Origin of the sequence: Actinoplanes sp. CA-015351, from assembly GCF_050955685.1 — a bacterium.
Taxonomy (GTDB): Bacteria; Actinomycetota; Actinomycetes; order Mycobacteriales; family Micromonosporaceae; genus Actinoplanes.
Window position 1 is genome coordinate 703,312 of record NZ_CP192102.1, and the last position, 24,996, is coordinate 728,307.

The window sequence follows — 24,996 nt, forward strand, 5'->3', positions numbered from 1 at the left end:
CACGGCGCCGCCCACATCCGTGTGGGCGGCGCCTGACTCGGTTGCGGCACCCCTCCCGCGGTCGGCCGGTCACGACGACGTGTCCGAGCCCCCGGCGAAACCGGTCACCGAACGAAGGAGAACCATCAGTGGCCGCGACACCCCTTCTGGAACTGCGCGGGATCGACAAGAGCTTCGGTCCCGTCCAGGTCCTGCACGACGTCGGGCTCAGCGTTTACCCGGGCGAGGTCACCGCCCTGGTCGGCGACAACGGCGCCGGTAAGTCCACGCTGGTGAAGTGCATCAGCGGCATCTACCCGATCGACGGCGGCACGGTCACCTTCGACGGCAAAGAGGTGGCGATCCACTCACCTCGTGACGCCTCCGCGCTCGGCATCGAGGTCGTCTACCAGGACCTCGCGCTCTGCGACAACCTGGACATCGTCCAGAACATGTTCCTCGGCCGGGAGAAGACCTCCGGCATCGTCCTCGACGAGGCGACCATGGAGGAGATGGCCGGCGAGACCCTGCGCAGCCTTTCGGTACGCACGGTGAAGTCGCTGCGCCAGCTCGTCGCCAGCCTCTCCGGCGGTCAGCGTCAGACCGTGGCGATCGCCAAGGCGGTCCTCTGGAACAGCCGGGTCGTCATCCTCGACGAGCCGACCGCCGCCCTCGGTGTCGCGCAGACCGCCCAGGTTCTCGAGCTGGTCCGCCGGCTCGCGGACAACGGCCTCGGCGTGGTGCTGATCTCGCACAACATGAACGACGTATTCGCGGTCTCGGACCGGATCGCGGCGCTCTACCTGGGCCGGATGGCCGCGCAGGTGAAGGCCTCTGACGTGACCCACTCCCAGATCGTCGAGCTGATCACCGGCGGGCGCAGCGGCAACCTCGGCCTTCCGGCGGAGAAGCCCTCCGAGTTCATCGACATCACGCCGGGAGAAGCCCAGTGACCACCACCACGACCACCACGGCCGGTGGCATCCAGGCCGTCAAGCCCACGGTCTCGAGCCACGTCCGTGACTACTGGGGCCGGGTCCGCGGCGGCGATCTCGGCAGCCTTCCGGCCGTTCTCGGCCTCCTCGTCCTGGCGCTGATCTTCGGTGTGGCGCGCAGCGACACGTTCCTCAGCGCGCTCAACTTCGCGAACCTGTTCACCCAGAGCGCCCAGGTCGTCTTCATCGCCATGGGCCTGGTCTTCGTGCTGCTTCTCGGTGAGATCGACCTCTCCGCCGGTTTCGCCAGTGGCGTCTGCGGCGCGGTGATGGCCATTCTGCTCACGAACGAGGGCCTGCCCTGGTACGTGGCGATCCCGGCCGCGATGCTCACCGGCATCGTGATCGGCCTGATGCTCGGCGTGCTCGTGGCAAAACTGGGCATCCCGTCGTTCGTGGTCACGCTGGCCGCGTTCCTCGGCTTCCAGGGTGTGCTTCTGACCATGCTCAAGGGCGGTCAGAACATCTCGATCACCGACGAGTTCGTGAAGTCGCTGAACAACGGCAACCTCTCGACGGCGTGGAGCTGGGGTCTCGCGATCCTCGCGGTCGTCGGGTACGCGGCTGTCCAGCTGAACCGGGTTCGCAGCCGGTCGGCGCGCAACCTGATCACCGACCCGATCGGCATCGTCCTGTTCCGCATCGGCGGGCTCGCGGTGCTGCTCCTCGCGGCCACCGCGGTGCTCACCCAGGAGCGCGCGATCAACCCGGCGATCAACTCGCTCAAGGGCGTGCCGATCGTCGTCCCGATCATCGCGATCGCCATGATCATCTGGAGCTTCGTGCTCGGCCGCACCACATACGGCCGGCACGTCTACGCGGTCGGTGGCAACACCGAGGCGGCCCGCCGCGCCGGCATCCCGGTCGACCGGATCCGCATCTCGGTCTTCGTGATCTGCTCGTTCATGGCGTCGATCGGCGGCATCCTGGTGGTCAGCCGGGCCAGCTCGGTCGACCCCAACACCGGTGGCAGCAACATCCTGCTCTACTCGGTGGGCGCCGCGGTCATCGGCGGCACCAGCCTGTTCGGTGGCAAGGGCAAGGTGATCAACGCGGTGATCGGTGGCGCGGTGATCGCGGTCATCGACAACGGCATGGGTCTGATGGGCTTCAGCTCCGGTCAGAAGTACATCTTCACCGGACTGGTCCTCCTGGCGGCGGCGAGCGTCGACGCCCTGGCCCGGCGCAGAGCATCCGCAACGGGAAGCTGATGCGTGCCGGCCCCACCCAGGAAGAGGTACGCCGGCACAACCTAGGGACGCTGCTCCGTTACGTGCATGTGCACGGAGCGACGTCCCGGGCGGAGTTGACCAACCGGCTCGGCCTCAACCGCAGCACCATCGGGGCCCTCACCGCCGAGCTGATCAGCGTCGGGCTGGTCAGCGAGGCGGTACCGCGCGAGACCGGCCGGGCCGGACGACCGTCACTTGTCGTCCGGCCCGAGTCGGGGCGGGTTTACGCGTACGCGTTGAGCATCGAGGTGGACCGGCTGCGCGCGGCTCGGGTCGGGCTCGGCGGCCGCATCCTGGAGCAGTACGAGACCGAGCGCCCGCCCGGGATGGGTGTCGACGACGCGGTCCAGCCGCTGGCCCGGTTCATCCGGCAGATGCGGTCGAGCGTTCCGGACGACGCCCGGTGTGTCGGCAGCGGCCTCGCCGTGGCCGGCATGGTCCGGCGCGAGGACGGCATGGTCCGGCTTGCCCCGACCATCGGCTGGGTCGAGGAACCGATCGGACCGGCGCTGCGTGCCGCGCTCGGCGAGTCCGGCCGGCTCAGCATCGGCAACCACGCTGACGTCTGCGCGCTCGCCGAACACGCCCGTGGCGCGGCCGTGGGCTGCGACAACGTCATCTACCTCTACGGCGACGTCGGTGTCGGCGCCGGGATCGTGGCCGGCGGGCACCGGGTCACCGGGCACGGCGGTTACAGCGGCGAGGTCGGCCACATGGTCGTCAACCCGTACGGGCGGCCGTGCTCGTGCGGCTCGCGTGGCTGCTGGGAGACCGAGATCGGCGAGCACGCTCTGCTACGCCTCGCCGGGCGTACCGGCCGGACCGGGCGCGACGAGGTGCTCGCGGTGGTCGACGCGGCGATGCGCGGCGACAGCCAGGCGCAGCACGCGCTGCGTCAGGTCGGCGACTGGCTCGGATTCGGTGTCGGGAACCTGGTCAACATCTTCAACCCGGAGGTGGTGATCTTCGGCGGCACCTTGCGTGACGTCTATCTCGGCGCCGCCGCGCAGATCCGCAGCCGGCTCAACGCGGTCGGTCTGCCGGCCTGTCGTGAGCACGTCCGGCTGCGTACGCCGGAGCTGGGCGCCGACGCGGCCCTGATCGGCGCGGCCGAGCTCGCGTTCGAGCATCTGCTGGACGATCCGTTGCTTTCTTAAGATCGGGTTCACCCACCATCCCCAGGGTCATCGCGGAAGATCTATGCTGCCCGCCATGCCCCCGCTTCGTTTGTCGTGTGCCGCCCGCCGAGGCGCGGGATGATCAAGCAGCTCGAGGTGGACGGTGTGCCGGCGGTGCTGGCGCCGGTCACCGGAGAAATGCACGCAGGCCTGGTCTTCCGGGTCGGCGTCGCGGACGAGCCGCTGGTCCGGCGGGGCATCACCCACCTCGTCGAGCACCTCGCGGTGTACGGCCTCGGTGAGATCGGTGCGCACACCCACAGCACGACCGGGGTCGAGCACACCTACTTCCACGTGCGGGGATCCGCCGCACACATCAGCACCTTCCTGAACCGTGTCTGCTCGGCGCTGCGTGACCTGCCCGCGGGCCGGATCGACGCGGAGAAGGACGTGCTGCGCGCCGAGAGCGCCGGCCGCACTCTGGAACCCCGGTCGATGTGGCGGCACGGCGCTCGCGACTACGGCATGCCCAGCTTCGGTGAGCGGGGCCTGAACGGTCTCACCAGCGAGGACCTGCACACCTGGATCGCACAGTTCTTCACCAGGGAGAACGCTGCGCTCTGGGTGGCCGGCGACGAGGTGCCGCCCGGCCTGCGGCTGAACCTGCCGGAAGGCGTACGCCAGCCCGCGCCGGTGCCGTCCTCCGCGCTGCCGGTCACCCCGGCCTGGTTCGCCGCACACAGCAGCGGCGTGGCCTGGGACACCGTGGTACGCCGGGAAGCACGCGCCGCAGCTTTCGCGAACGTGCTGGACCGCCGGCTGACCCGGGAACTGACCACGTTCCAGACCCACACCGAGTACGAGCCCCGCGCCTCCCGCAACGCCCGGATCACCGCGGTCGCCGAGGCGGCGCCGGAGCACCACGCCGCTGTGCTGGCCGGCCTGACCGGTGTGCTGGACGCGATGCGCAACGGCCGGATCGAGGTGTCCGATGTGTCCACAGTGGTCGAGGACACCTGTGCTGGGCTGCGCCACGCCGAGGTTCGCGGCCGCCGGTTGCCGGGCCAGGCGTTCAACGTGCTCGCCGGCCGTGGCGTACGCGGCGTCGACGAGGCGATCGCGGAGGTCCAGGCGATCACTGTGGACGATGTGGCCGAGGTCGCGGCGGCCGCGTACGAGTCGAGCCTGCTGATGACGCCCGCCGGAACCACGGCCGGGCCCGCCGGATATGTGGCGGCGCCCTCTGTTTCGGCTGCGGCGGTGTCCGGGCGTACCGTCCGGGCGCGCCGTGACCGGAGCTCCCGGCTGGTGCACGGCGAGGACGGGGTGAGCGTCGTCGAAGGCGACGCGATCCGCACGGTCCGGTACGACTCCTGCGCTGCCGTGCTCGCCTGGCCGGACGGTGGCCGGCGGCTGATCGGCGAGGATGCGATCGCGGTTCCGGTCGAGCCGACCCGGTACCGCGAAGGCGCCGCCGTGGTGGCCGCGATCGACGCCCGGACGCCGCCGGCGCTGCGAATCGAGATGCCCGCCCGGGACCCGGAGGCGATCCCGCAGCCGCGGCGCGGCTGGATCAACCGGCTGAACGACTGACGCCGGACGGTTGACCTTGGGATGGCCGTCGCGGACAGCGTGATCGACCTCTATGCTGCGCGCCATGTCTCAACCCTCCGACGTGGTGTTCGACCCGGCGGCCGCGTACCCGGGCATCACCGCTCTGCGGGCCGCGCTGACCGGCCGGGACTGGGCAGGCGCCCGGGCCGTGCTCGACTCGGTCACTCCGGCCGACCGGACCTCGCTGATCCGCACCTGCGGTGACGAGAAGGACCTTGAGGAGTTCCTCCGTTACGTGCTGCGCGGCGATCCCCGCGACGGCGCGGCTGCGGCGTTGCTCGGTTTCCACCTGATCTACCTGGGCTGGGAGATCCGGACCGCCGCCTGGGCCAAGGACGTCACCGAGGAGCAGTGGGCCGGGTTCCGCGAGCACCTGCGGAAAGCGGAGCTGGTGCTGATCGACGCCGCCGCGTACAACCCGGGTGACCCGGCGGTCTGGACCAGCCGGCTGCTCTCGGCCCGCGGGCTGTCGCTCGGCATCGCCGAGATCCGCCGCCGGTACGACCGGCTTTCCACCGCGGTGCCGCACCACCTGCCCGGTCAGATGGAGCTCAGCTACTCGCTGGAGCCGAAGTGGTCCGGCACCTGGGAGGAACTGCACACGTTCGCCCGGGACGCCGCCCTCGCCGCGCTGCCCGGCAGCCCGCACGGCCTGCTGGTGTCCGAGGCCTTCTTCTCCCGGTACGGCGCCGCGGACGACGACGCCGAACGCGCCCGCCTGCTGCACGACCCCCGGCTGCGTGCCGACCTCGACCAGGCCGCCCAGCACAGCGTGCTGCACCCGCGGTTCAACCGGGAGTACGGCTGGGTGCGCGCGGCGAGCAGTTACGCGGCCCTCTTCAGCCTGCTGGGCGACCAGCCCAACGCCGCGCGGATGTTCGAGCTGCTCGGCAACTTGGCCACGGTCGAACCGTGGGCCCACTCGGAGGAAGCCGCGGCGCCGAAGATCCGGCAAGCACGCGCCTGGGCGTTCGGAGGAGCGCGATGATCACTCAGCTCGAGGTGAGCGGGATACCTGTGGTGCTCTCGCCGACCACCGGCCCGATGCACGCCGGACTCGTCTTCCGGGTCGGCGTGGCGGACGAGCCGCTTGCCAAACGGGGCATCACGCACCTGCTCGAACATCTGGCGCTGCACGCTTTCGGCGTGGCCGACTATCACTACAACGGCGCGACCGGCGACGAGTTCACGTATTTCCACATGCAGGGCGCCGAGACGGACATCGTCGCGTTCCTGAACGGGGTGAGCACGGCGCTGACCGATCTACCGATGCATCGGCTCACCACCGAGAAGGAGATCCTGCGCACCGAGGCGAGCACACGTGGTGACAACCCGACCGAGGCGTTGGCGCTGTGGCGGCACGGCGCCCGGGACTATGGCGTGGGCACCTATCCGGAGTGGGGTCTCGCCGGGATCACCCCGGACGACCTGCGTGCCTGGGCAGCGCGGTACTTCACCGTCGAGAACGCCGCTCTCTGGATCGCCGGCCCGGCGGTTCCCGCCGGTCTGGACCTTCGCCTGCCACACGGCGAGCGTCGCCCGGCGCCGGCTCCGTCGTCGGCTCTTCCGGTACGCCCGGCGTACTTCCCCGGTCCGCCGAAGGGTGTTGCCTGGGACGCCGTCGTGGACCGGTCGGTGAGTGCCGGAGTCTTCGCCGGCGTGCTGAAGCGGGCACTCTTCCGGTCGTTGCGGCAGGAAGGTGGTCTTTCCTACGCGGTGCAGACCGACTACTCGCCGCGCTCCGACGGCCGTGCCGTGATCACGGCATTCGCCGACGCGTTGCCGGAGAAGCAGGGCGCCGTGCTGGGCGGGTTCATCGACGTGCTGGCCGCGCTCCGGCTCGGGTTGGTGGAGCAGGCCGACGTGACTGCTGAGGTGAACCATCGGGCCGAGGGGCTCATGCATGCCGAAGAGGACGGCAGCCGGCTGCCCGGTCTGGCATTCAACCTGCTCCTCGGCCGTCCGGTGCAGAGCGCTGACGAACTCGTCGCGGAGCTGCGTGCGGTGACCCGGGATGAGGTTGCCGCAGTCGCCGCGACGGCATTCGCCGATGGCTTGCTGATGACACCGGGACGCAACACCGCCGACTGGGCCGGATACGCGCAGGCCCCCCAGGACTCGGCGTCGATCGCGGAGGGCACGAAGTACGCCTCGCTCGAGGACTCGGAAGTGTCCTTCGTGGCCGGAGATCGCGGCGTCAGCCTTGTGCAGGAGGACTCGGCCGCCACCGTTTTCTACGACGAGTGCTCGGTGCTGCTGGTCTGGCCGGACGGTGCCCGACGGTTCATCGGCCATGATGGCATGGTGGTGCACTTCGAGCCCAGCCTGTTCCCGAACGGTCACGCCGTCGTCCCGGCGATCGACGCCCGGGTGCCCCGCAGCCTGTGGGCGGCGATGCCGGCCCGTGATCCGGAGCGGATCCCGAAACCGCGCCCGGCCGACGTCCCGCCAGCCGGTTCGTCCGGTGGTGGTGGCAAGGCCTGGCCGATCGTCGTGCTGGTCGCGCTCGCCCCGGTGCTGCTCTTCTTCGGCGGCCTGGGCCTGATCATGGGCGCTTACGCGTTCGAGGACGACATCGACGTCGCCACCGAGGTCACCATCTCGGTGGTCTTCCTGGCGTTCGCACTGCTCGCCGGCTGGGGCGTCATCTGGGCCATCCTCCGCCTCCGCCGCCGATGACCCCGAGCCCTGTCCCGCGCTGTCACTGCTGGTCCTGCTGGCCCCGAGCGGGTGCGGCAGGGCGGAACTTGGTGAGTTTGGGGTCGGCGCGCCGGCGAAACCGCACACTTTCGTCATCGCCCATCGCCCATCGCCAGTTGAAGCACCGGAGCGTGTCGATTCAGGGCGCGATGCGCACCTGAAGTCGACACGCACAGCCGATTCGCGGGTGTGCGCGTCGACATTGGGTGCGGAGCGAACCGCAAATCGACACGCTCCGGTGCTTCGCTCGGGTGGTGGGTGGAGTGGATCTTGGGGCGTAAGGACTCCACAAGATCTTTCGAGGGCTGGGGGAGGGAGGATGGTGGGGTGAGAGTTAGCGTTCGGGCCGGGTTGGCCGGTGTGGCGGCGGCGGGAGTCGCTCTGGGCGTCGCTGAGCTGGTCGCGGTCGGCACCGGGGCGGCGTCCGGTCCGCTGGTCGCGGTCGGTGGTGTGGTGGTCGACCACGTGCCGGCGCCGGTCAAGGACTTCGGCATCGCCGTCTTCGGGGTGCACGACAAGACCGCGTTGTTGTCCGGCACGGCGATTCTCTTGAGCCTTTTTGCGTACGGGGTCGGCGTGGCAGCCCTTCGGTGGTGGGCGTTTGCGGTCGTCGGGATCGGGGTCTTCGGCCTGGTCGGTGCGGTGGCCGCGGTGAGCCGGGACGACGTGGGACTCACCGGGGCGTTGCCGTCGGTGATCGGGGCGGTGGCGGCGATCTTCGTGCTGCGTCACCTGCTGCGCCTGTCCGGGCAGGCCGAACCGGGCGGGGCCGGCAGTGTTGTGGCGGGTCACGACGAGGGCGGTTACGCGTACCAGAGAAGGCGTTTTTTGAAAGATCTGGGGATCGTGGCGGCGGTGGCCGCAGGCGCCGGAGCCGGCGGCAGGTGGCTGAGCTCGCGCCGCGCGGTGAGCGTCGCCAGGCAGGAGGTCGCGCTGCCGGTGGCGCAGGGGAGCGCGCCGGTGGTGCCGAGTGGGGCGCATGCGCAGGGAGCCGTCCCTTATGTCACTGCGAACACCGATTTCTACCGGATCGACACCGCCCTGGTCACGCCGCAGGTGGATCCCGCGACGTGGCGGCTGCGTATTCATGGGATGGTTCGCAACCCCATCGAGATCACTTGGGAAGAGCTGCTGAAGCGGCCGATGGTGGAGCGGTACGTCACGCTCGCCTGCGTCTCCAACGAGGTGGGCGGCGATCTGATCGGGAACGCGCTCTGGCTCGGCACACCGATCAAGGCGTTGCTCGACGAGGCCGACCCGCTGCCCGGCGCGGACCAGGTGGTGCAGCGGTCGTCGGACGGCTGGACCTGTGGCGCGCCGACCTCGGTGCTGCGTGACGGTCGTGACGCGCTGCTCGCGGTCGGCATGAACGGCGAGCCGCTGCCGGTGGCGCACGGCTTCCCGGTACGGATGGTCGTTCCCGGACTTTACGGGTACGTCTCGGCGTGCAAGTGGATCACCGAGATCGAGTTGACGAGATTTGCTGACTTCGATGCCTACTGGGTGCCGCGAGGGTGGTCGGCGCAGGCGCCGGTGAAGACGCAGTCACGGATCGACTCACCGCGCAACGGCGCCACCCGGCCGGCCGGTCCGGTCGTCGTGGCCGGAGTGGCGTGGGCGCAGCACCGCGGGATCACCAAGGTCGAGGTGCAGGTGGACGACGGTGCCTGGGAAGAGGCGACGCTCGCTCCGGCGGTCTCGGCCGACACCTGGCGGCAGTGGAGTCACACTTGGCAGGCCCCTGCGGGTCGTCATGTGGTGCGCGTCCGGGCGACAGATATCGACGGGGTGACACAGATAGCGAACGAGGCGCCACCGGCGCCGGACGGCGCGACCGGATGGCACCAGGTCGAGGTTGGTGTCGAGTAGTCGGAAGCCGCACTTTCGGTCCGACTCGAAAACGCAAGTCGCTCATACGGTGGCTTGCATGTCCACCAATGCGGTTGGAGAACCGCTGAACCAGTCGACACGGTCCTCCGCTGAGGACCGTGTCGCCAGCCGTGTGGTGTTACCACGCGCCGGTCGGCGTCAGGCTGCCGGAGCCTGCCGTTGCACGGGAACCGCCGTTTTGTGGGGCCGGCCGAGGCGTGCCTCAAGCCGTAGCAGGTCTACCCGTCCGTGACGATCCACGAGGTCTTCCCAGCCGACCGCGAGCAGCCGCAGCCGCTCCGATTCGCTGAAGCCTCCCCATACTCCGTACGGCTCGCGAACTTCCAGGGCATGTGCGGCACACTCCGCCCTGACCGGGCACGCGCCGCACATCGTCTTGGCTTTGGCCTCACGGCGATTGCGAGACGATCCGCGCTCGCCATCGGGGTGGAAGAACTGCGTGCTGTCCCGGCCACGGCAGAGGCCGAGCCGTTGCCAGTCCCACAGGTCTGCGATGGGCCCGGGCAGTCTGCGAACGTTCGACATCAACACCCTCCTCCCGCGCGGCGCCGCGGAGCGTTCGTCATGAGGGCCTGTGCCCAGGCCTCCCGCGGGTGTACCCAAGGGGCAGCCGGCTCACACGCAACATGTCGATGTCTTCGTGAGCGGTATGGCAAAGGGGTGGCAAGTCATACCTATCTTTCCCATTTTTTCCATCTAAAGCGCGTAATGCTGCGGCCCTCGCGTGATCTCCTCTGAGAGAGAAGGAGGATCACTGTGCGTACCGTCCTCGTGTGCGTCCGAACCCCGCTGGCGGCCCAAACCGTCGCGTCCACCGCGGCCCGGCTCGGCATGACCGGTGTCGTCCGGACCGCGGTCAGCGAGACCGAGGCCATGATCCGACTGGCGGAACGGCCGGCCGAAGTGGTCCTTGCTGACACCGCCGTGACCCGGCCCGACAGCGTCGGGTTCACCCGGCGCGTGCTCGCACGCGCCCCACAGGCTCAAGTAGTGCTCTTCGGAGCAGAAGACCCGCGGGTAGCGGCGGCAGCGGTCGCCGCGGGCGCCCGGGGTGTCATTCGTGGTGTCGAGCACGACCTGGTCAGCGTCGTCGCCAAGGCGCTGCTCCTCCTGCTGTTGCCGGTACGCCCGCAGGGCATGCCGATCAACGGCGCGAACGCTCAGCCGGCCACGGTGGCCGGAGGGGTACGTAACAACAACTCCCCGGCGGTCCGTGGTGCGTACCACAACGGTCCCGGCGGTCTGGGTGTCGCCAACGCGGCTGCCGTCCCGGCCATGCTCGGCCCGAACGCCCCGATGGTTCCCGCGCAGCGAGGCGACGCGCCCATCGACCCGGCGACCGGCCGTCCGATGGCGGCGTGGCCCGGCAACGAGATGGGCGAAGCCGCGCCGACCGGCCGGCGGCTGACGCTGACCGAGCGGGAGCTGCAAGTCCTGCGAGGAATGGCGGACGGCAAGAGCAACGCCGAGATCGGCCGTGAGCTCTTCGTCTCCGAGGACACCGTCAAGACCCACGCCAGGCGGTTGTTCCGCAAGCTGGGCGCCCGCGACCGCGCCCACGCGGTGGCAGCAGGTTTCCGAGCAGGCTTGGTCGCCTGAGCTAGCTGGCTATTACGTGGGGTTCACCAGTTGGGCCCCACGACTGCAAAACGCCGCCGGTGAGGAGGCGAGTGATTTTTCGACGCCCGCCGGGTTTGCGGGTGGCGGAAAATCACCCGCCTCCTCACCGGTTAAAAGGCGTTTTGCCGCGGAGCGAAGCGGAGCCAGCTAGCTCAGTTCTGCTCTTCTTCTGAGCCCTCGGTGAGGGTGTCGTGCACGCCGTCGGCGTAGCCGCGTGCGTACTCCCAGGTCACGTAGTGGTCCGGGTCCGGGTCGTACGCGGGCTCGTGCACCCTCGGCCGCCCGCTGTCGAGCAGGTGGCGCAGGTTGCCGCGCAGCAGATCCCAGTCGAAGTAGTGCGGCTCGTGGCAATCCTCGCACTCGATGACCAACCCGCGGATGCCCGTCGGACTCAGCAGTGCCTGGTAGATCTCCAGGTCGGAGAGGTCCTCCAGGACGTCCTGCCGCTCTTCCTCGGTCAGCGGTTCGGCCTCGGCGTCCTCGTTGAGGTCGTCGAGCCCGGCGGCCGGGTCGGCGGGATCGCCGTTGAAGGGGTCGATCGGCTCTTCTTGCACCCCCATACCGTACTCACCTCGGGCCGAGGTGTGCTGGCCCGCACGTTCTGTCCGCCGCCCGGGTGCCCCTGCTGTGGTGGGTAGGATGATTGGACTCCGCCTCTTCTCTAGGGATGATTTGTGGAAACTGACAGCGCCCGCACCGTTCCGCTCGGTCTGACCTTCGACGACGTGCTGCTTCAGCCCGGTGAGTCGGATGTCGTTCCCAGCCGGGTCAACACCGTGACGCGGCTGACGCGCAACGTCGAGCTCTCCATCCCGCTGCTCTCGGCCGGCATGGACACCGTGACCGAGGCGCGGATGGCGATCGCCATGGCCCGCCAGGGCGGCATCGGCGTGCTGCACCGCAACCTTTCGGTGGAGGACCAGGCGGCCCAGGTCGACCTGGTGAAGCGCTCCGAGTCCGGCATGATCACCAACCCGATCACGTGCAGCCCGGACGACACTCTGAACCAGGTGGACGCCCTCTGCGGCCGTTACCGGATCTCCGGTGCCCCGGTGGTCGACGCACAGGGTGTGCTGGTCGGCATCGTCACCAACCGTGACATGCGCTTCGTCAGCGACCACAGCGCCAAGGTGCGTGACGTGATGACGAAAGCGCCGCTGATCACCGCTCCGGTCGGTGTCACCAAGGACCAGGCACTGGAGCTGCTCAGCAAGCACAAGGTGGAGAAGCTTCCGCTCGTCGACGAGGGCGGCCGCCTGCGCGGGCTGATCACGGTGAAGGACTTCACCAAGAGCGAGCAGTACCCGAACTCGGCGAAGGACGCGCAGGGCCGGCTCCGGGTCGCTGCCGCGGTGGGTGTCGGCGACGACTCCTACAAGCGGGCGCGGGCCCTTGTCGACGCGGGCGTCGACGTGGTCATCGTCGACACGGCGCACGGGCACCAGCGGGCCGTCCTCGAGATGGTGGCCCGGCTGAAGAAAGACGTCCCGATCGACATCATCGGCGGCAACGTCGCGACGTTCGCCGGCGCCAAGGCACTGGTCGAGGCGGGCGCTGACGCGGTGAAGGTCGGTGTCGGCCCCGGCGCGATCTGCACCACCCGGATCGTCGCGGGTGTCGGCGTACCGCAGATCACCGCGATCATGGAGGCCTCCCGGGCGTGCGCGCCCGCCGGTGTGCCGGTGATCGGTGACGGCGGCATCCAGTACAGCGGCGACATCGCCAAGGCGATCGTGGCCGGCGCGAGCACGGTCATGCTGGGCAGCCTGCTGGCGGGCTCCGAGGAGAGCCCCGGCGAGCTGATCTTCGTGAACGGCAAGCAGTACAAGTCGTACCGTGGCATGGGTTCGCTCGGTGCCATGCAGTCGCGCGGTCAGGCCAAGTCGTACTCGAAGGACCGCTATTTCCAGCAGGATGTGAACGAGGACAAGCTGGTCCCGGAGGGCGTCGAGGGTCAGGTGCCCTATCGTGGTCCTCTGTCCAGGGTGGCGCACCAGCTGATCGGCGGCCTGCGCGCGGCCATGGGCTATGTGGGCGCGGAGACCATCCCCGACCTTCAGGAGCGGGGACAGCTCATCCGGATCACTGCGGCCGGGCTCAAGGAGAGCCACCCGCACGACATCCAGATGACGGTCGAGGCTCCCAACTACCACTCCCGATAGAGGAACCAAACGCCATGCGCGACGTAGTGGAGATCGGCCTCGGAAAGACCGCTCAGCGCGGGTACCACCTGGATGACATCGCGATCGTTCCGAGCCGTCGCACCCGTGACGTGGACGACGTGTCGACCGAGTGGAAACTCGACGCGTACCCCTTCAAGATCCCCTGCGTCGCGCACCCGTCGGACGCCACTCAGAGCCCGGACTCGGTGATCGCCCTGGGCCGCCTCGGCGGCCTGGGCGTGCTCAACGCCGAGGGCCTCTGGACCCGGTACGAAGACCCCACCAAGATCCTCGAAGAGCTGGCCTCGCTCGACGAGGACGCGGACGCCACCCGGCGCCTGCAGGAGGTGTACGCGGAGCCGATCAAGCCGGACCTGATCGCCGAGCGGGTACGGCAGATCCGCGCCTCCGGTGTCACCACCGCGGTCCGGGTCTCGCCGCAGCACACCCTGGCCCTCGCGCCGGTCGTGCTCGACGCCGGCGTCGACCTGCTCGTCATCCAGGGCACGCTGGTCTCCGCGGAGCACGTGTCCACGACGGACGAGCCGCTCAACCTCAAGGAGTTCATCGCCGACCTCGACCTGCCGGTCATCGTCGGCGGCTGCACCGACTACAAGACGGCGCTGCACCTGATGCGTACCGGTGCGGCCGGTGTCATCGTCGGGGTCGGCGCCGACGAGTGGGCCACCACGGACACCGTTCTCGGCATCCGGGTGCCGATGGCCACCGCGATCGCTGACGCGGCCGCGGCCCGCCGTGACTACCTCGACGAGACCGGCGGCCGATACGTTCACCTGATCGCCGACGGCGGCATCGCCACCTCCGGCGACATCGCCAAGGCGATCGGCTGCGGCGCCGACGCGGTCATGCTCGGTGAGCCGCTGTCGCTCGCCGAGGGCGCCCCGGCCGGTGGTGCCTGGTGGCACTCGGCGGCCAGCCACCCGGCGCTGCCCCGCGGCGGTTTCTGCGTGGCCGGCGAGCCGGACGGCACCCTCGAAGAGGTGCTGTACGGCCCGGCGAACCGCCCGGACGGCCAGCTGAACCTCTTCGGTGGCCTGCGCCGGGCGATGGCCAAGTGCGGTTACCGCGACGTCAAGGAGTTCCAGAAGGTCTCCCTGGTCCTGGACAAGTGATGTGAGCCTTACGGGACCGGGGGTTTCTCGGTCCCGTAAAGCCAGTTCTGGAAGAACGTCGTCAGGTCCTTCTTGGACGCCGCCTCGGCCGCTTCGATGAACTCGTCGGTGGTGACGTTGCCGTCGCGGTGATCGGCGGTCCAGGACTTGACCAGCTTGAAGAAGGCCTCGTCGCCGATAGTCTCACGCAGGGCGTGCACGGTCATCCCACCGCGTTGATAGACGGCGGATCCGAAGATCCGGGCCGGTTTCGGGTCGCCCGGGATCTCCGCCCAGTTGAACGTGTTGTACGAGGTCTTGAACAGCTCGTCAGCGCTCGCGTCGCCGGAGTGCTCGGACCAGAGCCATTCGGCGTACGTCGCGAAGCCCTCGTTGAGCCAGATGTCCTGCCACCGGTCGAGCGCGACACTGTCGCCGAACCACTGGTGGGCGAGTTCGTGCGCGACGACACCCAGGTTTTCGCCGTTGGTGAAGAACGTCTGGCCGTACACCGGGCGGGACTGCGTCTCCAGCGCGTACTGGATCTTGTCCTCGTCGACAACCACGCCGCCGTTCGAGGTGAACGGGTACGGCCCGAACTGGGTCGCCAGATAGTCGGTGATCTCGCCGGTGCGGGCCAGCGACTTGGCCGACGGCCCGTTCGCCGGCAGCGACTCGGGGATGGCGATCACCATCGGCAGGCCGTTGTGCTCGCTCGTGGTGATCCGGTACTGACCGATCACGACGGTCGCGAGATAACTCGCCATCGGCGAGCTCTCCGACCAGTTCCAGGTGGTCCAGCCGTCCTTCGACGGACGCTCCCCGGGTACGCCGTTACTGAGCACCTCGACGCCGTCCGGAACCGTCATCGCCAGCTTCAGTGTGGCCTTGTCGGAGGGGTGGTCGTTGACCGGGAACCAGGTGCTTGCCGACTCGGGCTGACCGAGCGCGAGGGCGCCGTCCGGGGTACGGATCCACCCGCCGTTGCCGAGCGCCTTGTTCTCCAGCAGCGACGGGGTGCCCTCGTACCGGACCAGGGCGGTGAACGTCCGGCCGGAGACGATGCCGCTGCCCGGCGTGATCACCAGTTCGTTGCCCTCGGCAGTGCTGGTGGCGGCGGTCCCGTCGACGGTGACCTCGGTGGCTTTCAGATGGGCCAGGTCCAGGTTGAACCGGGAGAGGTCCTGGGTGGCGGTCGCCGTGATGCTCGCCGTCCCGGCCAGCTTGCCGGTCTTCGGGTCGTACCTCAGGGCCAGGTCGTAACCGGCCACGTCGTACCCGCCGTTGCCGTACTTCGGGAAGTACGGGTCGCCGGCGCCGTCCGCGCCCGGCTGGAAGTCCACGCTGGGCGACGGGCTCGGTTCCGGAGTGTCCGGATCCGAGCCCGTCGTGCAGCCGGCCATCAATGCCAGGACGGCCAGTGCGCCGATACCCCGTCGTCTCATGCAGACGAGGTTACGTTCTACAGCTTGTTGACCAGCTTGGGATGCTCTTTCAGGTACGCCGCCGCCTTGTTCTTGACGAGCGCCTTGAGGAAGCCGGTGCCCTCGGACTTGAGCTGCTCACCGACGTATTTGCCGCCGCTGGAGACGCCGGCGCCGGGCAGGTCGACCAGGGTGATCTTCTCGGGCGTGAGGTCCTTGAGCGCGTACGCGTACTCGAAAGGCGTACGCCCGCCCACGTAGACCAGCGAGTCGCCGATCGCCTCGATGACGTCCTTGAGCTTGGCCGGGTCCTGTACGCCCTCGGAGAACGCCTTCGTCATGATCGCGCTGACCATCTGACGCTGGTGCCGCTGCCGGTCGTAGTCGCCGTTGGGTAGCCCGTACCGCTGGCGGGCGTAGTCGGTGGCCTGCCAGCCGACCAGGTGCCGCTCGCCGACCTGGTAGATCATCTGCGGTCCGGTGTGGTCACCGCCGCCGGGCGCGATCGGCCGGTTCGTGCCGTCCGGCTTGTGGTGGCGCGACTTCACCTTCTGGTCGATGTTCATGTCGATGCCACCGAGCGCGTCGACGAGCTTCGACAGGCCGGCGAAGTTGAGAACGGCACCCGCCTGGAACGTCTTGATCCCGGTGTATGCGCTGAGCGACTTGGTCAGGAGCTCGTACCCTTGCTCGGTGCTCTTTTTGGTCTTTTCGCCGGGAATGCGGGAGCCGCGGCTCATCGCCTCGGTGAGTTTGTAACGGCCGCCGGAGAAGCCCGCTTTCTTGTAGGCGGGCATGTCGACCCGCAGATCGCGGGGCAGCGAATAGAGGTAGGCGTTCTTGAGTCCGGCGTCCACGTGCAGCAGCATCACCGTGTCGGCGTGTGGCTCCCAGCCGGGAATGCTGGTCCGGGTGTCGACGCCGACGAGCACCAGGTCGAGCGGGCCCTTGATGTCCGCGCCGGGCGACTCGGCCGGTGCTGCCGAGGCCGACGGGGCGGTCGCCGCCCACGAGGCGCCCGCGGAGCTGACCGGCGCGGCGGCCGTGTTGTTCGAGCTGCGATTCATCGCGATGGCGACGCCCACGCCGGCGAGCAGCGCCACGACCGCGCCGGCGACCACCGCCCAAGTGATCTTGCTGTTCCGCATAGCGGAACAGTAAAGGACATTGTTGCAGTGCTCAATGCCTATACATATCTCGTTCAATGAACCTGCTATTGCCTTTTTGGAGATCGCCAGTACTCTGGCCCGGCGATTCGCCGACCCCCCGGCGGTCGCAACGGGGGAGGTCTCCAAGCATGAATTCTTCCAGCCGGCGCGTTCTTGCCGGCATCGTCACCGCGAGCCTGGCAACCGGTCTCGGCCTGGCCGGCGTGTCCGGTCCGGCCCAGGCCTGGGATTCCAAGCCGATCCGGCTCGTGGTGGGACTCAAGTCCTCGGTGGATGCTGCGGCTCCGCTTTCCGCCCTCTCCGGCTGGGGATTCAAGGGCGCGGTGGAGAAGGGCGGCCCGCTGAGCTCCGCTCTCGCCGAGGTACGGGCGAAGGCGCTCGATGTGCCGGCCGACAAGTCGTCGTCGGTGATCGCGGCGCTGAGGGCCGACCCGAAGGTTTCGTACGTCGAGGTCGACCCGACCGCCAAGTCGTTCGCCGTCACGCCGAACGACCCGGTCTACGCGGGCGGTCACCAGCCCGAGCTGGCCCAGCTCAACGTGCCCGCGGCGTGGAACACCACGACCGGTGGCGCGATCAAGGTCGCGGTCGTCGACACCGGTGTCTCCGCGGTCGGTGACCTGTCCGGCAAGGTTCTGCGTGGGTACGACTTCGTCAACGGCGACAACAATGCCTCCGACGACGGCGACTTCCCGCACGGCACCGTGGTGGCGTCGCTGATCGCTGCCAAGACCGGCAACAACACCGGCCTGGCCGGCGTGTGCGCGCAGTGCCAGATCCTCCCGGTGAAGGTGCTGGACTGGGACGGTTCGGGCAGTTACGCCGCCGTCGCTGCGGGTGTCGTCTACGCGGCCAAGCAGGGCGCGAAGATCATCAACCTGTCGCTCGGTGGCGCGGACTCCTCGTCGACTCTCCAGGACGCGATCGCGTACGCGAACGGCCGTGGAGCGCTCGTCGTGGCGGCAGCCGGCAACGAGGGCACCAGCCAGCGGATGTACCCGGCGGCGTACGCCGACGTGCTCGCTGTCGGCGGCACCAACACCCGGGCCAACAATGGCAAGGACCGGGTCGACTTCTCGAGCTACGGCGCGAGCTGGGTCGACGTGGCGGCGCCCGCCATCACCGCCGGCATGCGTAACAACGGCGCGTACTGCTGGGACGGCAACACGGCCGCCTGCTGGGACTGGTACTACAACGAGTACGAGGTCCAGGGCACGTCGTTCTCCGCCCCGCTGGTCGCCGGTGTGGCCGCGCTGGTGCAGTCGAAGAACCCGTCGTGGAGCGGATGGAGCGTGCAGCGGGCGATCCGCAACACGGCCCGTCCGATCGGTGGCTGGGTCGAGAAGGGTCTGGTCAACGCGGAGGCGGCGGTCGCTTACAAGACTGTCGACACCGCGAAGCCGACCGCTGGGATCGGGATCGCCAAGAACACCCTGGTACGCGCTTCCCGCGCGATCAGCCCGACCAAGCTCGGTGACACCGGTGGCTCCGGCATCCGCAACGTCGACCTGTACGTGAACGGCAAGTGGCACAGCTGGGATTACGTCGCCCCGTTCGCGCCGAAGCTGAACACCGCGGGCAAGAACGGTCCGCTCAAGATTCAGCTGCGGATCACCGACAAGGCCGGCAACATCGGCTGGACGCCGGCCACCTGGGTGGTCGCGGACAACACGCCGCCCAAGGTCACGATCACCAAGGCCCCGAAGAACAAGGCCAAGGTGTCGGGCACGGTGACCGTCAAGGTCAAGGCGAACGACAAGTACAAGGTCGCCAAGGTCCAGTTGCTGGTCAACGGCAAGGTCGTGGCGACCGACACGAAGGCCGGGTACAGCCTGTCCTTCAAGGTGTCGAAGCAGAAGAAGACCATGAAGGTCGTTGTTCGCGCGTACGACAAGGCGGGCAACGTGAAGAAGCTGGCGACGCGTACCTACTACCGTCGCTGACCGTTTGGTGCGTCACGGCCCCGTACCGGGCCGTGACGCACCGCCGGTAAACTCGCCGGGTGAGTACACCGCGTCCCGTTCTCGTCGTCGACTTCGGCGCCCAGTACGCCCAGTTGATCGCCCGCCGGGTCCGTGAGGCCCGCGTCTACTCCGAGATCGTCCCGCACTCGATGCCGGTGGCCGAGATGCTGGCGAAAAACCCGGCCGCGATCATCCTGTCCGGCGGCCCCTCCAGCGTTTACGAGCCGGGCGCGCCCTCGCTCGACGCCGGGCTGTTCGACAGCGACGTTCCGGTCTTCGGCATCTGTTACGGATTCCAGGCGATGGCACAGGCCCTCGGCGGCACGGTGGCACACACCGGCTCCCGGGAGTACGGCCGGACGCTTCTCGCGTCGCAGGCTGAGGGCGGCACCCTCCTTCGCGATCTCCCCGCTGACCTGCCGGTCTGGATGAGCCACGGCGACAGCGTCGCGGTCGCCCCGCAGGGCTTCGCGGTCACCGCCTCGACCCCGGGCGCGCCGGTCGCTGCCTTCGAGGACCTGACCACCAAGCGCGCCGGTGTGCAGTTCCACCCCGAGGTGGCACACACCGAGCAGGGCCAGGAAATGCTCAAGCGCTTCCTGTACGACATCGCCGGCCTCGAACCGACCTGGACGCCCGGCAACATCATCGAGGACCAGGTCGCTCTGATCCGCGAGCAGGTCGGCGACAAGCAGGTCATCTGCGGCCTCTCCGGCGGCGTCGACTCGGCGGTCGCCGCGGCCCTGGTCCAGAAGGCGATCGGTGACCAGCTCACCTGCGTCTTCGTCGACCACGGCCTGCTGCGGGCCGGCGAGGCCGAGCAGGTGGAGAAGGACTACGTGGCCTCCACCGGCGTGCGGCTGGTGGTGGTGAACGCGGAGGAGCAGTTCCTCGGCCACCTCGCCGGCGTCACCGACCCGGAGCAGAAACGCAAGATCATCGGGCGTGAGTTCATCCGCTCGTTCGAGGCCGCGGCACGTGACCTGGACGCCGAGCGGCACATCGAGTTCCTGGTGCAGGGCACCCTCTACCCGGACGTGGTGGAGTCGGGCGGCGGCACCGGCACCGCGAACATCAAGTCGCACCACAACGTCGGCGGCCTCCCCGACGACCTCCAGTTCGCGTTGATCGAGCCGCTGCGCACGCTCTTCAAGGACGAGGTACGCGCGATCGGCTCGGAACTCGGCCTGCCCGACGAGATCGTCCAGCGGCACCCGTTCCCGGGTCCCGGCCTGGCGATCCGGATCATCGGCGCGGTGGACCGGGACCGGCTGGACATCCTGCGGGCGGCCGACCTGATCGCCCGCGAGGAACTGACCGCGGCCGGCCTGGACCGCGACGTCTGGCAGTTCCCGGTGGTGCTGCTCGCCGACGTGCGCAGTGTCGGCGTGCAGGGCGACGGCCGCACCTACGGCCACCCGGTGGTGCTCCGGCCGGTCTCCAGCGAGGACGCCATGACCGCCGACTGGTCGCGCCTTCCGTACGACGTGATCGCCAAGATTTCCAACCGGATCACGAACGAAGTCCGCGAGGTGAACAGGGTTGTTCTGGACGTCACGAGCAAGCCGCCGGGCACCATCGAGTGGGAGTGACGCTCAGTAGTGGATCAATAGCTCAGGGCGGGTAAAATCGCCCTGAGCTGCGATTACACACTGCTATCCCTCTGTCAGGAACTCGACAGATGTTCTTGAGAGGTAACATATTCCGGGCAGAATTGCCGCCCGTGACCCCCGCACTGGAACCGCTCCGCAGGATCGCCGCCTACGCCGTCGCTCGCGACGACGAGGGCCGCGTCCTCCTGGTCCGGGCTTCGTCCAAATCCGGCACCCCCGGAGTCTGGTCGTTGCCCGGCGGCGCCGTTGATCACGGCGAAGACCCCAATCACACAGTTGTTCGCGAGACGGCGGCGGAGACCGGGCTCTCGGTCGCCGTCACCGGGTTGCACGACGTCCTCGCCGACATGCGCTCCATGCCGCACCGAGGCGTCACCATCCACACCGACCGCCTGATCTATTCGGTGTCGGTGCGTGGCGGCAACCTGATCGACCGGGTCGGCCACCCCACCGACCTGGCGCGCTGGCACACCCTCGAAGAGGCCGGGCGGCTCAAACTCCGGCCGTTCGCCGCTGATGCGCTCGGACTGCCGGCCGCCTCCGCGGACCTGCGTCCGGACGTGCCGCCGACGTTCCCGTCGTTCTACGCGTACGAAGGGCCGGACGGGTTGCACCGGGCGCAGCGCTTCGCCGCGTACGCGATCGCGACCGACCCGTACGAGAACCTGCTTCTCACCCGGATCTCGCCCGGATACCCGGGCGCCGGCTGCTGGCACCTGCCCGGCGGCGGCACCGATTACGGCGAGCAGCCGGGCACCGCGCTCATCCGTGAGCTGGTCGAGGAGACCGGTCAGGAAGGCCGGCTCGTCGAGCTGCTCGGCGTGGCCAGCCACCGCGACGCCGCCTCGCTCGGCCCGGAGGGATACCCGATCGACTGGCACGGTGTCCGCGCCTTCTACCGGGTCGTCGTCGACCACCCCACCGAGGTGGTCATCCACGACGTGGGTGGCTCGACCGACGAGGCCAGGTGGATGCCGCTCAAGGAGGTGGCCGAGCTCGCCGCCGAGCAGCTCACCGAGGTCACCGCGGACGCGTTGCGTGCGGCACGGCTGATCTAGTCTTCTATTGGTGAAGATCAGGAGAAGGGCGGCGGCGTACGGCGTCTGCCGCGACACCGAGGGCCGGGTGCTGCTGACCCGTGGCTCGGGCGCCTCCGCGTTCCCCGGTGTCTGGTCGCTGCCCGGCGGTGGCATTGATCACGGTGAGCACCCGGACGACACCGTCGTCCGGGAGTTCGCCGAGGAGAGCGGCCTGTCGGTACGGGTCGTCGGGGTGCGTTCCGCCACCGCCGACCTGGCCCGGCTGCCCGACGACTCGATCGAGCACACCGACCGGATCATCTACGACGTCGAGGTGACCGGCGGGGAGTTGCGGCCCGAGGCGGACGGCACCAGCGACCTGGCGGCGTGGATGTCCCCCGAGGACGTGCCGTTGCTGCCGTTCACGGCGGGTGTTCTCGGCATCCGGGTTGACAGCCCGGTTCTGGAGCTGCCCGGCGTCGCAGTAGAAAGGCCTCCCGGCCCGGTACAGCGCTTCGGCGCCTACGCCCTGGCGAGTGATCCGGACGGGCGGATCCTGCTGACCCGGATCTCCGACGGGTACCCGGGCGGGGGACTGTGGCACCTGCCCGGCGGTGGCACCGACTTCGGTGAGACCCCCGAGCAGGGCTTGGCCCGCGAGCTCCTTGAGGAGACATCCCAGCGCGGGCGTGTCGTCGGTCTCCTGGGTACCTCGCATCGATACGACCCGGTCGCGCTCGGTCCGGAGGGCGTACCGATCGACTGGCATGTGATCAGAGTGTTGTACGAGGTCAGAGTGGACGAACCCAGCGCCGCCGCGGTCACCGAGGGTGCCGGCGGCTCGACCTCCGAGGCCGCCTGGTTCGCTCCGGATCTTGTCGCCGGACTGTCTCTCACCGAACTGTCACGGGATGCGCTGGCCCGGAAGGGCTAAAATCAAGGGCACGGAAGGTTGAGGGAGTGTCCTCCGGCAGTCGCGGGGGATGAAACCGTCGGCTGTCGGCGTTGTACTCCAGGATCAGTCGCCACTCGCCAAGGCCGTCCCGCTGTGCGATGGTGTAACCCGCAATTTCGCCGGTCACCGGTGGAACAACTGAACTCCATGGAGGAAGCACGTGCCGAGTACCCCTTGGCGCCGGCGTCGATCGACGGATAGTCCCCGTCCGGCCGGGCGTCGCTGGACTGGCCGGCTGCGCCGGGGCGGGTCTCTCGCGCGGCAAGCCCTGATGGTTCGGGTGGGCCGCCGCTCCGCCGATACCGGTCGCGCCGCGACCGCGACCCGCGCCGAGGTGCTCTACACCCCGGCCGAGCCGGTGCGGACCCTGGTTGTTCCGGTGCCCGTCACGGTTGCCGCCTCCGAGCCGGAGCCTGACTCGATCTCGCTGCTTCCCGGGGAGCACACGCTCTCCCGTAAGGCGAGCTTCGCGCTCGTCAACGCCTGCACCCTGTCCAGCCTGGGCCTCGGCCTTCTGGCGATCTTCCTGGCCATGGACGGCGACGTCCGGATCGCGGCTGCCTGCCTCGTCGCCTGCGTCGTGTTCGACGGTCTGGACGGCGCGCTCGCCCGCAAGCTGGGTGTCTCCAGCCCGTTCGGCGCCCAGATGGACTCGCTGGCCGACATGTGCTCGTTCGGCCTCGCCGCGCCCGTCGTGGTCTACGCCTCGCTTGCCGACTCGGTTCCGCCGGTCGCCGCCGGCATTGCCAGCGCTTTCGTGGCCGGTTGCGCCGCGATCCGCCTGGCCCGCTTCAACGTCTCGCCGAAAGACGGCCGGTTCTTCAGCGGCGTCCCCACCACGATGGCCGCCGCGGTCCTGGCGCTCACCGTGCTGATCGGGCTCGACGAGCTGCCCGGCATGGCCCTGGTCGGCGGCGTGACGCTGCTCGCCTTCGCGATGGTGTCCAGCTTCCCCTACGCGAAACTCGCCCGGATCGTGAAACTGCCGCCGTGGCTACTCCTGCTGCCGGTGGTCGGCGCGCTGATCGAGCCGCGGATGGCGTTCGTGCTGATCGTGGCGACGTACCTGGCCAGCGGCCCGGTCCTGTGGATGCGAGACAAGCGGGTCTGATCTTCTCTGCACAAAAAACCGCCTCCCCTGACACAGGGGAGGCGGTTTTCTTGGGCTTACTTCCAGCGGGCGATCACCGTCGAGCCGCCGACCACGCGCTCGTTGACGCTGACCAGCGGCTCAGCCTTGTCGGCCGGCAGGTAGATGTCGGTCCGCGAGCCGAACCGGATCAGGCCGTACCGTTCGCCCTTGGCCAGCAGCGTCCCGACAGGTGCGCGCTGCACGATGCGACGGGCGATCAGACCGGTCCGCTGCGCCACCACGACCGTGCCGTTCTCGGTGTCGAGAACCGTGTACGCGGCCACGTTGTGCTCGGCCGCGGCGGTCATCGCGTTCGCGTACCCGCCCTCCTCGACGAAGTAGTCGGCGACCCGGCCGGCCACCGGCGAGCGGTTCACGTGCACGTCGAAAACGGACAGGAAGACGGCGATGCGCAGGAACTCGCCGGGCCCGAACCGCTCGTCGTGCATCCGCTCCACCGACAGCACCTTGCCGTCGGCGGACGCGACCACGGCTGACGCGTCGGCCGGCACGTCGCGTTCCGGGTCCCGGAAGAACGCGGCGACCGGCGCGGCGGCGATCGCCGGCAGCAGCCAGAGCTTCGACTTCGGCCGGGTGCGGCGGGCGAGGACGGCCAGGCCGAGTGCGATGCCGGCGGCGGCCACACCGTTGGAGTCGATGTGCATGGTCCGGGTGACCGGCACGCTCGACGTGCGGTAAGCGGGCGCGATGGTCGCGGCGGCCGACACGTCGGCCGGCGAGAAGCGGAACTTGTGCACACGCAGCGGCGGCTGGTTACGCACCACCAGGTCGGAGCCGACACCGAAGAGGGCGCCCTGGCGGAAGAGCTCCGCGGCGGCGCCTCCGGTACGGCCCGGCGCGGCCGGCGTGGCGACCGACAGCACACCACCGTCGGCGAGGTACTTGCCGAGCCGGTCGATCAGGGTGCGGGTCTCCTCGGCGGTGCCGATGAGCGGCTCCGTGACGATGACGACATCCGCGGGCTGCGCCTCGTCCAGCGACTCGACGATCCGCACCCGTTCGGCGACCCAGCTGCCCAGGCCGGTGATGTGGCCGCGCAGCAGTTCAGCGCTGCTGTGCTCACCGGGGACGAGGGTCAGGGTGTCGCCGGGCAGGAGAGCCTCGACAGCGGCGGCCACCACCGTCGAGGCGTGGTCGGCGCCGATCAGCAGGGCGGACGCGGCCGCGTTCTGCCGGGCGAACTCGGCGGTCAGGGCACGGGCGGCCCGAGCACCCACGCCGGTTACGGGCGTGGTGGACACGGCGGGATACGGGGTCATCCAGCGAGCATATTGCCC

At 69.2% G+C, this 24,996-nt stretch carries 20 protein-coding genes; 15 read left to right on the forward strand and 5 right to left on the reverse strand.

All coding sequences use genetic code 11. The features are described from left to right. Positions 1–128: 128 nt before the first annotated feature. The 7 genes from ACQP2E_RS03235 to ACQP2E_RS03265 all read left to right on the forward strand — a co-directional run bounded on the left by ACQP2E_RS03235 (position 129) and on the right by ACQP2E_RS03265 (position 9,507). Complete coding sequence (locus ACQP2E_RS03235; protein WP_433828386.1) at positions 129–932, forward strand: ATP-binding cassette domain-containing protein; 804 nt, start codon at positions 129–131, stop codon at positions 930–932. Beyond that, positions 929–2,185: a sugar ABC transporter permease gene (locus ACQP2E_RS03240; RefSeq protein ID WP_433828387.1), complete on the forward strand. Its 1,257-nt coding sequence runs from the start codon at positions 929–931 to the stop codon at positions 2,183–2,185. The genes ACQP2E_RS03235 and ACQP2E_RS03240 overlap by 4 nt, the downstream gene beginning before the upstream one ends. Then, a complete protein-coding gene (locus ACQP2E_RS03245) occupies positions 2,185–3,363 on the forward strand; it encodes an ROK family transcriptional regulator (protein WP_433828388.1) in 1,179 nt (392 codons plus the stop codon). Before ACQP2E_RS03240 ends, ACQP2E_RS03245 begins: the two co-directional genes overlap by 1 nt. 99 nt (positions 3,364–3,462) lie before the next feature. Beyond that, a complete protein-coding gene (locus tag ACQP2E_RS03250; protein WP_433828389.1) occupies positions 3,463–4,917 on the forward strand; it encodes an insulinase family protein in 1,455 nt (484 codons plus the stop codon). Between the two features lie 64 nt (positions 4,918–4,981). Continuing rightward, positions 4,982–5,926, forward strand: a complete 945-nt coding sequence (locus tag ACQP2E_RS03255) for a hypothetical protein (RefSeq protein WP_433828390.1) — start codon at positions 4,982–4,984, stop codon at positions 5,924–5,926. Further along, the gene (locus ACQP2E_RS03260; RefSeq protein WP_433828391.1) at positions 5,923–7,617 is read left to right on the forward strand and encodes a M16 family metallopeptidase; all 1,695 of its coding nucleotides are present in this window, start codon (positions 5,923–5,925) and stop codon (positions 7,615–7,617) included. The genes ACQP2E_RS03255 and ACQP2E_RS03260 overlap by 4 nt, the downstream gene beginning before the upstream one ends. A gap of 348 nt (positions 7,618–7,965) precedes the next feature. Continuing rightward, a complete protein-coding gene (locus ACQP2E_RS03265; protein WP_433828392.1) occupies positions 7,966–9,507 on the forward strand; it encodes a molybdopterin-dependent oxidoreductase in 1,542 nt (513 codons plus the stop codon). Between the two features lie 159 nt (positions 9,508–9,666). On the opposite strand, the gene ACQP2E_RS03270 is transcribed toward ACQP2E_RS03265, so the two are convergent. After that, positions 9,667–10,053 (reverse strand): WhiB family transcriptional regulator, encoded by a 387-nt coding sequence (locus ACQP2E_RS03270; protein WP_111648686.1) that lies wholly within the window; start codon positions 10,051–10,053, stop codon positions 9,667–9,669. A 231-nt stretch (positions 10,054–10,284) separates the two neighbouring features. On the opposite strand from ACQP2E_RS03270, the gene ACQP2E_RS03275 reads away from it, so the two are divergent. Next, the gene (locus ACQP2E_RS03275) at positions 10,285–11,127 is read left to right on the forward strand and encodes a response regulator transcription factor (RefSeq protein ID WP_433828393.1); all 843 of its coding nucleotides are present in this window, start codon (positions 10,285–10,287) and stop codon (positions 11,125–11,127) included. Between the two features lie 173 nt (positions 11,128–11,300). On the opposite strand, the gene ACQP2E_RS03280 is transcribed toward ACQP2E_RS03275, so the two are convergent. Then, positions 11,301–11,702 (reverse strand): DUF5319 domain-containing protein, encoded by a 402-nt coding sequence (locus tag ACQP2E_RS03280; protein ID WP_433833744.1) that lies wholly within the window; start codon positions 11,700–11,702, stop codon positions 11,301–11,303. A gap of 120 nt (positions 11,703–11,822) precedes the next feature. Between ACQP2E_RS03280 and guaB the strand changes: the two genes are divergently transcribed. Both guaB and ACQP2E_RS03290 read left to right on the forward strand, forming a co-directional pair. Then, positions 11,823–13,310 carry an IMP dehydrogenase gene (gene guaB / locus ACQP2E_RS03285; protein ID WP_433828394.1) on the forward strand — a complete coding sequence of 496 codons (1,488 nt, stop codon included), beginning with the start codon at positions 11,823–11,825 and terminating at the stop codon, positions 13,308–13,310. A gap of 14 nt (positions 13,311–13,324) precedes the next feature. After that, positions 13,325–14,443, forward strand: a complete 1,119-nt coding sequence (locus ACQP2E_RS03290) for a GuaB3 family IMP dehydrogenase-related protein (protein ID WP_433828395.1) — start codon at positions 13,325–13,327, stop codon at positions 14,441–14,443. Positions 14,444–14,451: 8 nt separating this feature from the next. Here ACQP2E_RS03290 and ACQP2E_RS03295 read toward each other — a convergent pair whose 3' ends face one another. Next, on the reverse strand, positions 14,452–15,867 hold the full coding sequence (locus tag ACQP2E_RS03295; protein WP_433828396.1) for a M1 family aminopeptidase: 1,416 nt from the start codon (positions 15,865–15,867) through the stop codon (positions 14,452–14,454). A 17-nt stretch (positions 15,868–15,884) separates the two neighbouring features. Next, the gene (locus ACQP2E_RS03300; RefSeq protein WP_433828397.1) at positions 15,885–16,994 is read right to left on the reverse strand and encodes an LCP family protein; all 1,110 of its coding nucleotides are present in this window, start codon (positions 16,992–16,994) and stop codon (positions 15,885–15,887) included. A gap of 149 nt (positions 16,995–17,143) precedes the next feature. On the opposite strand from ACQP2E_RS03300, the gene ACQP2E_RS03305 reads away from it, so the two are divergent. The 5 genes from ACQP2E_RS03305 (at position 17,144) to ACQP2E_RS03325 (ending at position 23,677) form a co-directional block, all read left to right on the forward strand. Continuing rightward, positions 17,144–18,958, forward strand: coding sequence for a S8 family serine peptidase (locus ACQP2E_RS03305; protein WP_433828398.1), 1,815 nt, complete (start codon positions 17,144–17,146; stop codon positions 18,956–18,958). 59 nt (positions 18,959–19,017) lie between these two features. Continuing rightward, entirely contained in the window at positions 19,018–20,571 is a 1,554-nt protein-coding gene (gene guaA, locus ACQP2E_RS03310; RefSeq protein ID WP_433828399.1) for a glutamine-hydrolyzing GMP synthase, read from the forward strand. Positions 20,572–20,702: 131 nt separating this feature from the next. Further along, positions 20,703–21,650, forward strand: a complete 948-nt coding sequence (locus ACQP2E_RS03315; RefSeq protein WP_433828400.1) for an NUDIX hydrolase — start codon at positions 20,703–20,705, stop codon at positions 21,648–21,650. Between the two features lie 10 nt (positions 21,651–21,660). Next, entirely contained in the window at positions 21,661–22,545 is an 885-nt protein-coding gene (locus ACQP2E_RS03320; protein WP_433828401.1) for an NUDIX hydrolase, read from the forward strand. 256 nt (positions 22,546–22,801) lie between these two features. Beyond that, the gene (locus tag ACQP2E_RS03325; protein WP_433833746.1) at positions 22,802–23,677 is read left to right on the forward strand and encodes a CDP-alcohol phosphatidyltransferase family protein; all 876 of its coding nucleotides are present in this window, start codon (positions 22,802–22,804) and stop codon (positions 23,675–23,677) included. 56 nt (positions 23,678–23,733) lie between these two features. Here ACQP2E_RS03325 and ACQP2E_RS03330 read toward each other — a convergent pair whose 3' ends face one another. Beyond that, positions 23,734–24,978: a phosphatidylserine decarboxylase gene (locus ACQP2E_RS03330; protein WP_433828402.1), complete on the reverse strand. Its 1,245-nt coding sequence runs from the start codon at positions 24,976–24,978 to the stop codon at positions 23,734–23,736. Positions 24,979–24,996: the final 18 nt, after the last annotated feature.